Origin of the sequence: Streptomyces boluensis, from assembly GCF_009908195.1 — a bacterium.
Lineage (GTDB): Bacteria > Actinomycetota > Actinomycetes > Streptomycetales > Streptomycetaceae > Streptomyces > Streptomyces boluensis.
In genome coordinates, this window is sequence record NZ_JAAAHS010000057.1 from 19,563 (window position 1) to 27,272 (window position 7,710).

At 75.0% G+C, this 7,710-nt stretch carries 6 protein-coding genes; all 6 read right to left on the reverse strand.

Going from position 1 to position 7,710, the window contains the following annotated elements; translation table 11 throughout:
• Nucleotides 1-12: 12 nt before the first annotated feature.
• The 6 genes from GUY60_RS10685 to GUY60_RS10710 all read right to left on the reverse strand — a co-directional run bounded on the left by GUY60_RS10685 (nucleotide 13) and on the right by GUY60_RS10710 (nucleotide 7,630).
• A complete protein-coding gene (locus GUY60_RS10685) occupies nucleotides 13-765 on the reverse strand; it encodes a spherulation-specific family 4 protein (RefSeq protein WP_161696297.1) in 753 nt (250 codons plus the stop codon).
• Entirely contained in the window at nucleotides 753-1,709 is a 957-nt protein-coding gene (locus tag GUY60_RS10690; RefSeq protein ID WP_161696299.1) for an NAD-dependent epimerase/dehydratase family protein, read from the reverse strand. Before GUY60_RS10690 ends, GUY60_RS10685 begins: the two co-directional genes overlap by 13 nt.
• Before the next feature lie 163 nt (nucleotides 1,710-1,872).
• A complete protein-coding gene (locus GUY60_RS10695) occupies nucleotides 1,873-3,075 on the reverse strand; it encodes a hypothetical protein (protein ID WP_187369977.1) in 1,203 nt (400 codons plus the stop codon).
• The gene (locus GUY60_RS10700) at nucleotides 3,072-5,102 is read right to left on the reverse strand and encodes a DUF3492 domain-containing protein (RefSeq protein WP_312866249.1); all 2,031 of its coding nucleotides are present in this window, start codon (nucleotides 5,100-5,102) and stop codon (nucleotides 3,072-3,074) included. Before GUY60_RS10700 ends, GUY60_RS10695 begins: the two co-directional genes overlap by 4 nt.
• Before the next feature lie 192 nt (nucleotides 5,103-5,294).
• A complete protein-coding gene (locus GUY60_RS10705) occupies nucleotides 5,295-6,650 on the reverse strand; it encodes a DUF3152 domain-containing protein (RefSeq protein WP_161696301.1) in 1,356 nt (451 codons plus the stop codon).
• A gap of 8 nt (nucleotides 6,651-6,658) precedes the next feature.
• Entirely contained in the window at nucleotides 6,659-7,630 is a 972-nt protein-coding gene (locus GUY60_RS10710; RefSeq protein ID WP_161696303.1) for an alpha/beta fold hydrolase, read from the reverse strand.
• Between the last annotated feature and the right edge of the window lie 80 nt (nucleotides 7,631-7,710).

Below are 7,710 nucleotides of genomic sequence, written 5' to 3' on the forward strand. Positions count from 1 at the left end.
CCACACCCTTCTTCATTCCGAGACACCGCGTCCGATGCGCGAGACGATTTCGTCCCAGTACCCGGGCAGCGCCCCGAAGGGGTCGACCGTGCCGTGCCGGTCGGTGCGGTCCGTGAACCAGATCGTGCCCGCGCCCTGCCAGCGAGCGACGCGCAGCGCCTCCTCCAGGTGGCCGCCGGGCACGCCGTGCACCAGGTGGCAGAACCGCTCGGGCGGGTACTCGGCGGTCCACTCGGCCACCTGCGACCAGCGGTAGTCCGGCCACGCGCCGGAGAACGTGACCAGCTGGTCGGCCTCCTCCGCGTACCCGGGATAGGGGTGCGTGCCGTGTCCGTACACCAGGTGCGCCTCGGGCAGCAGCGCCCTGAGGGTGCCCGATACGCGCCGGACCTCGGGCAGGGCGCCGCGCTCGACGGGGCAGTGCTGCAGCAGGAAGCCGTCGATCCGGTACCAGTCGAGGTAGCGGTGCGCGTCCGAGACCAGCTCGCCGAAGTCGCGGGTGCCGTGGGCGAGGTCCAGGTGGCCGAGGACCCGGACCCCGGCGTTGCCGATCCGGCCCGCGGCCTCCAGGCAGTGCGGGTCGGGGCGTTCGCCGGGGCCGTCCGCGACGTTCAGGACGACCCAGTGCAGCGGGGTGGCGGGGCGGGTCAGCTCCGACCACTCCGTCGGCGCGAGCAGCGGGTGCGCGTAGCCGGGCACGCCCAGGCCCATGGTGGCCCCGGCGACGGCGTGCGCGGGACCCGTCCGGGAGATCAGATGCGGCATGCCGCCTCCATCCAGATGTCGGCGAGTGACTCTTCGAGGTTGATCCGGGGCCGCCAGCCGAGCCGGTCCCGCGCGGTGCGCACATCGGCCTGCTGCCAGCTGCCGCAGCCGTCCGGGTACGGGTAGACGGCCGGCACCCCGTGGTCCGGGTCGGGGCGCTGGTGCCCGATCACCGGGCGCCCGGTGGGCCCGGCGTCCAGCTCGTGCAGGGCACCGCCGTACCCGGCGACCCGGGCGAGCACCGCGGCCGCGTCCCGCAGCCGGACCGCACGCCCCGAGCCGATGTTGACCACGCCCTGCGCGGCCGACAGGGACGCCGCGTGCACGGCCCTGGCCACATCGCGTACGTCGACGAAGTCCCGCTGCACGCCGAGCCCGGCCAGCTTCAGCTCGCCGTCGCCGGACTGCATGGCCCGGCGCATCGCCTCGGCGAGCCGCCCGAGCGGGGTCGCGGGCGGGGTGCCGGGCCCGGCAGGCGAGAAGACCCGAAGGACGACGGCGTCGAGGCCGGAGCCGAGGACCAGCTCGGTGGCGGCCAGCTTGCTCACGCCGTACGGCCCGCCGGGCCGGGGCGCGGCGTCCTCGGCGGTGGACGATCCTGGCTGGCTCGGCCCGTACTCGGCGGCGCAGCCCAGCTGGACGAGCCGGGCGCCGCAGCCGCTGCGGCGCAGCGCCTCGCAGACGGAGGCGACGGCGACGGTGTTGTGCCGGGTCAGGTCACGGGCGCCGCCGCGGGTGGCGCCGGCGCAGTTCACGACGACGCCCGGGTGCACGGCGTCCAGGAAGCGGGCCAGGGCTCCGGGGCTGCCGCTCGCGAGGTCGAACCGTACGTCCGCGTCGTCGCCGCGGCCGAGCGCGGTCAACTGGACGGCCGGGTCGGCGAGCAGCCGGTCGGCGACGAACCGGCCGAGGAATCCATTGGCTCCGAGCAGCAACACCCTCATCGGGCGCCCCCAGGGACGGATACTCGGCGCTGGAGGGTGGTCATCTGGTGTTCTCCTTCAGGGTGTTGCACGAGGTGGGAGGCCCGCGGTGTCGGCCCCGCGGGAGTTCTTGGGGCGGTGCTGGGGCGCCGGTCTCACCGGCACTCCCCTTCGGGTGCCGGGCTCACCGCGGCTCCCCGGTCCCGCCGGCGTGGGCCGAGGCCCGCGCCAGCGTCCGGGCCGCCCGGATCAGCAGGACGGCGGCACCGGCACCGCAGGCGAGCACCGGGACGGCCCCGGCGCCGACCGCGTCGACGGGCACGGCGAGGAAGCCGCAGCCGGGCAGCCGCGCCGCGAACGCCGCGGCCACCGCGAGCCCTTCGACGGCGCAGGCGCAGCCGAGCACGAGTGCGGGCGCCCGCCGGAAGCCGTACGAGGTCAACAGGCGGGCGAGCAGCAGCAGTACGCCGAGGAGGGCTGCCCCTAGGGGAGGTCCCTGCTGTCCGAGGAACCGTCCGGCGAGGACGAGCAGCCCGGTGAGCGCGGCGGCGTACAGGACGACCACGGCGAGCAGCAGCGGGCGCGCGCCGGCCGCGAACTCCGCGAGCCCCCGGCTCTGCGCGAGCCGCCGCCGGGCCCGTACGGCGAAGAGGCGCGCGCACCAGGCGGCCGGTGCGAAGGCGAGGCCGAGGCCGAGGAGGGCCGCGGTGTCGAGCGGCCAGGGCCCGTCGGGGCCGCCGCGCAGGGCACCGTCGAGGAGCCCGTCACCGCAGAGTGCGTACAGGAGCAGAAAACCGCTCCACGCGCGCGTGCCGCTCACCGGGCGCCTTCGGGCCCGCAGCGGTCCGTGCCGCAGCGCGAACCGCAGCGTCACCGCGATGACGAGCGCCCCGGCGACGAGGACGGTCAACCTGCCGCGCCCCGCGGTGAGTTCGTACCCGGCGACGGCCGCCGCGCAGACGATCCCGGGCAGCAGCGCGACCAGCGCCCACCCGGCGGGCAGCGACTCGACGACGGGCCTGTCCTCGGGGGGCGCCACGACGGACGAGGTACGGGCGCCGTCACGCGGCACGCGCGCGTACATCTCCTCGGCGAGCGAGAACACGTCCCGGTGCCGGTAGCGTGCGGCGGCCCGGTCGGTCACGCCGTGCGCTTCGAGGCCCGCGGCGATCTCCAGCGGGTCGACGGCGCGTTCGCAGAGCTCGCGGTGGCGGTGCAGGAGCGCCTTCACCGGGTCGGCGGCGCCGCGCCTCTTGCGGGTGGCGCCGTCCGCGCTTCCGGTGCGCGGTCCTGGTGCGGCGAGCGCTTCCTCGGAGCGGGTGTCCCATCCCCCTGGACTCGCCGGCGCCGCGGGTGTGTCGTCCACACCCGTACGGGACTTGCTCATGCCTCCCCCTCACGCCCGGCGACCCCGGCCCCGACCGGCTCACCACCGGGACTGGCTTGCGCGGCGACACCGAACAGCTCCGCTACGTCGACGGCGACCTCGATCTCGACCTCGGGGGCGTCGGCCTCCGCACCCGTAGGGGTCCGGCTTCCGTCCGGGCCGGCCGGGGCCGGGGCCTTGGGGGGCGCGCTCTCGGGCACACCCTCAGCACGGGCAACGGCCTCAGCCACAACAGCCGCAGCCGCCTCGCGCGCCCCGACCGCCTCCGCGCTCCGCCCGCTCTCCGCCCAACTGGGCCCGCCCCGCGCCCCCTTGAGCGCACCGGGCCCCGCGTCGTCCGCACCCTGCGCCGTGCCCTGAGCCGTGCCCGACGGCCACTGGCCCGCCAGGTGGATCTCGGCGGGGTGGGCGAAGGGCAGCGGGTCGCCGTCCTCGTCCAGGACCTCCCGGCGTACCGGGCAGCGCGCGACGATCTCCAAGTAAATGCTGTGAAACGCCGCGACGTTCTGCTCGACGGTGAACAGCTCAAGGGCCCGCGCGCGGGCGGCCGCACCGAGGCGCTCACGGCGCGCGGGGTCGCGCAGCAGCGCCACGCACGCGTCGGCGAGCGCCCGCGGATTGCGCGGCGGCACCACGAGCCCGGTGCCGCCGATGACCTCGACCACCGCGCCGGTGTCGGTCGACACAGTGGCCCGACCGCAGAACATCGCCTCGACCAGGCTGATCGGGAAGCCCTCGACAACGCTGGAGAGCACCACGACACTGCCCGCCGCGTACGCGTCCGCGAGCTCCGGCACGTCCGGGCCGCCGATCTCTTCGAAGGAGACCGGGTTGTCGCCCACGGCGTGCACGCCCTCCGCCTCGTCCGGAAAGAGCTGCGCGGCCAGCGCCCGGCAGTGCGCGAGGTACGCCCCGGCCGCCTCCCCCAGCGCGGGCGCGCCGACGATCCGCAGCCGGGACTTGGGCTCCTCCTTGCGGACCTCGGCGAAGGCGTGCAGCAGGCCGACCAGGTCCTTGGCGGGCTCGATCCGGCCGACCCACACCAGGGTGCCCGGGTCCGCCAGGTACTCCCCCGACTCCCCGGCCTCACCGACCTCGGCGAACCGTCCCGCCGCCATGCCGGGGTAGACGGTGCGCAGCTTGCCCCGCTCGGCGCCGCACTTCTCCTGCCAGCGCCGGGCGTGGGTGTTGCCGGGGGTGATGAGCGTGGCCTGCCGGTAGACCTCGGCGGCGAGCCGGCCGTGGAAGGCCGCGAGCAGCGCACGCGCGGGCGCACCGGCGCCCTCCCCCGCGCCCCCGAGATAGTGGGCGCGCAGTTGCACGCCGTACTCGGTGACCAGCAGGGGCACGCCGAAGAAGTGCTTGGCGAGGAGTCCGGGCAGTGCGGCGCAGCCGCCGGAGGCCGCGTGGCAGAGGTCGACGGAGCCGAGGCCGCCCTCCTCGTCCTCGTACCAGTCGAGGGAGAGCGGCCGCAGCGCCTGCTCGAGAAGGGCGGCGACGGCGAGCAGATCGGGCACCCGCGCCTCGTGCGCGGCGCGCAGCGCTCCGGGTGCGCGGCAGGCGCGCTCCAGGGCGCGCACGGCGGTCTCGGAGCGCAGCGCCGTGGCGAGTCCGCCCTCATCGCGGGCGAGTTCGGCGAGTCCGTAGAGCGCGTTGGCGAAACGGTCCGCCACGTCTGCGGCGCCGTCGCTCGCGGTCCCGGCACACATGGCGGCGGCCAGTTCCCCGAAGTGCTCGACGAAGCGCCGCCGTTGGCGCCGCCCGTACGCCCGTCGGCCGCCCGCTCCCGGACCGTCGGCGGCGGCCCCGCCGGGCTCGTCGGCGGCGCTCCACAGCGGCGCGGTGCGCACCCGGTGGACCTGGGGCGGGAGTTCGATCCACCCCTGCTGTTCCTGCTCGGCGCTGCGGGAGAGGGCGAAGACCTTGAATTCGTGCTGCTCAAGGCCGCGCACCAGCCGGTCGCACCAGAGCCTGGCGTCACCGGTCACATACGGATAACCACTCTCCGTGAGCAGTGCGATGCGCACGAGTCCACCCCCTTGTCTCCCTTGTGGGGGGCCGCCGTTGCTCGGTCGGCCCTGCAGCGGGACGAACGTATGCGGATACGCCGGTGGCGCGATGGACAGTCGTCCGTCGCGCCACCAAAAGGGGTGAACGGCCGTAACTTTCGCGCGCGGGTAGCGTTCTGTTGCGCTACGCGCGGATTTGGTTACGGAGCGTCAATTCCCGGGGAAGGCCCAGGCGTTGGGGCGGCACTTGATGCCGCCGCTCTCCAGGAACTTGGTCTGCTGCTGCATGACCGGCGCGAGCGCGCCGTCCCGGCTGCACATCACATGGTTGAACCCGAGCCGGTGGCCGACCTCGTGGTTGATGAGCATCTGCCGGTACGGATGGATCGCGTCGCCGTAGGTCTTGGCGCCCTGCGCCCACCGATAGGCGTTGATCATGACGCGCTCGGTGGCGGCGGAGTCGCAGGAGACGTTGTCCTCGGTGGTGTCGAGGCCCGACTTGGCGCACCACACACCCGTCGTACCGGGGCTCGCGAGGGTGATCACGAAGTCCGGCTGCCCGCTGGAGACCCGCTCGAAGGTACGCCCACCGCCGTGCGCCCAACTCCGCTTGTCGTTCAGGGTCTTCTGCACGGCCTGCGCGAACAGCTTCCCGTCCAGGCCGAGTCCCTTCTCCACGTCGACGCGGTAGCGGAACTTCTGCCCGGCGCCCGGCGCCTTGTCCAGGCCGCCGATGGCCTCGAACTCCCCGCTCGCCTCCAGATCGGCGGCCAGCGGATACTTCTTGCCCATCTTCTGCCCGTACGTCGCGGGCTCGGGCTCGGTCTTCGGCTCCTCGGGCGGCGGTCGCTCGGCGGACCGGGACGCGGAGTCGGCATCGTGGTGCGCCCCGCCGTCACCCGTGGCCCCGGCGCGCGCGTCGCCCTCGCGGCCCTCGGTGACCTGACCTGCGACGACCACGGCGAGCACAGTGGTCACGGCAGCCGCGGCGATCCCGGTGAACGCACGCCCCCGGCCGCCCTTGGCCCGCTCGGCCGCCGCGTCGGGCGGCACGTCACCCTCGGCGTACTCGGCGTCGTGATCCCAGTCGGTGACCGCGCCGTACGGATCGGAGGGCCGCTTCGGGGGCGCCCCGGCGGCGAACACATCGTCGTCCGCGTCGATGTCGGCGTCGAACGCGGGGGCGGCGTCCGGGACGGTCCCGCCGCCCGCGGTGTCGTCGAAGCCGTCGAACGCCGCGACGTACTCCCGCCGCGGCCCTGGCACCCGCGGCCGCCCCGCCGGACCGGGAGACACCGGCGGTGCGTACGCCCCGTCCCCGAACTCGCCCCAGGCGCCGCCCTGTTCACGGTGCTCGGGGTGCGGCCGCGGCCCTTCGCTCGTCGTGCGTACGGGGCGGGCGGGCCGCGCTCCAGCGGCCGCGTCCGCGCCGGGTACCGCCGAGCGCCGCCGCCGTCCGGGGCCAGGCCCGGCGGCGGGTGCGGGTGCGGATGCCGTCTGCGGAGCGACGGGTATGGCCCCGGTGTCAGCCTTGTCCGTGGTCCCTCGCCGTGCGTGCCGTCCCACGCGCTCCCTCAGCTCCCCGAACCCGTGTCGTCGTTGTCCGCCAGGAGCTCGCGGAAGGCCGTGGCCACCGTGTCCGGGTACTCCATCATCGCCACGTGCCCGGCGTCCGGCAGCGTCAGCAGTCGCGCGTCCGGGAAGGACCGCGCCGCCTTCTGCGCCATGCGGTACGAGACCAACTGGTCGCGTCCACCGTAGACGAGGAGGGTCGGCGCGAGCACCCGCTCGGCCTGCCGCCAGAGCCCGTGCTGCCCGCCGAGGGTGTACGCGTCCACGATGCCACGCGCCGAGCGGGTCATCGCGTCCCAGAAATAAGGGAGTTGGAGCCGCCGCTCCATTTCGTGCACCGCGTGCTCGAAGCCCTCCGGGCTGACCCGCTCGGGGTCGCCGTAACAGAGCGCCATGACACCGCGGGTGCGCATCTCCGGGGTCCAGTCCCGGGTGAGCCGCGCGAAAAGCTGGGCGACACCGGGCACCGCGAGCAGCGCGGTGGGGACCGCGGTGTGCTGCACCCGCAGCTCGGGCAGCGCGGGCGCGATCAGCGTCAGCGTCCGCACCAGGTCGGGCCGGACCGCCGCCACGCGCGTGGAGACGGCCCCGCCCATGGAGTTGCCGAAGAGGTGCACGGGCCCGCGCCCACGGGAGTCGAGGTAACGGATGACCGCGCGCGCGTGCCCGGTCACCGAGTAGTTGCCGTCGTCGGGCGGCGGGGAGTCCCCGAAGCCCGGCAGGTCGAGCGCCTCGCCGTCCACCGCGTCGGCGAGCAGCGGCATCAGGTCCGACCAGTTCTGCGAGGAGCCGCCCAGGCCGTGCACGTACAGCGCGGCGGGGAGTCCCTCGGCGGCCGCGGGCCGGGAGCGGACGGCGAGCGTGAGCCCCGGAAGGGTCGCCGAACTCAGCCGCTCCCCCTCGGCGACACGCACGGGCAGCGCCTTCGGGGTCACCGCAGTGGCAAGGGCGCCCGGCAGCTCGGTCGACGACATGAGGCAATGTTACGAGACGATCACGTGTTGGATCACGTGTTCGCCATCACAGCCCCCACCGCTCCGCCCCGCACCTGACC

What these genes read in the sequence shown, in the direction of transcription:
- GUY60_RS10695 (WP_187369977.1), bottom strand. Translation starts at nt 3,075, where the DNA reads ATGAGCAAGTCCCGTACGGGTGTGGACGACACACCCGCGGCGCCGGCG.
- GUY60_RS10690 (WP_161696299.1), bottom strand. Translation starts at nt 1,709, where the DNA reads ATGAGGGTGTTGCTGCTCGGAGCCAATGGATTCCTCGGCCGGTTCGTC.
- GUY60_RS10685 (WP_161696297.1), bottom strand. Translation starts at nt 765, where the DNA reads ATGCCGCATCTGATCTCCCGGACGGGTCCCGCGCACGCCGTCGCCGGG.
- GUY60_RS10710 (WP_161696303.1), bottom strand. Translation starts at nt 7,630, where the DNA reads ATGTCGTCGACCGAGCTGCCGGGCGCCCTTGCCACTGCGGTGACCCCG.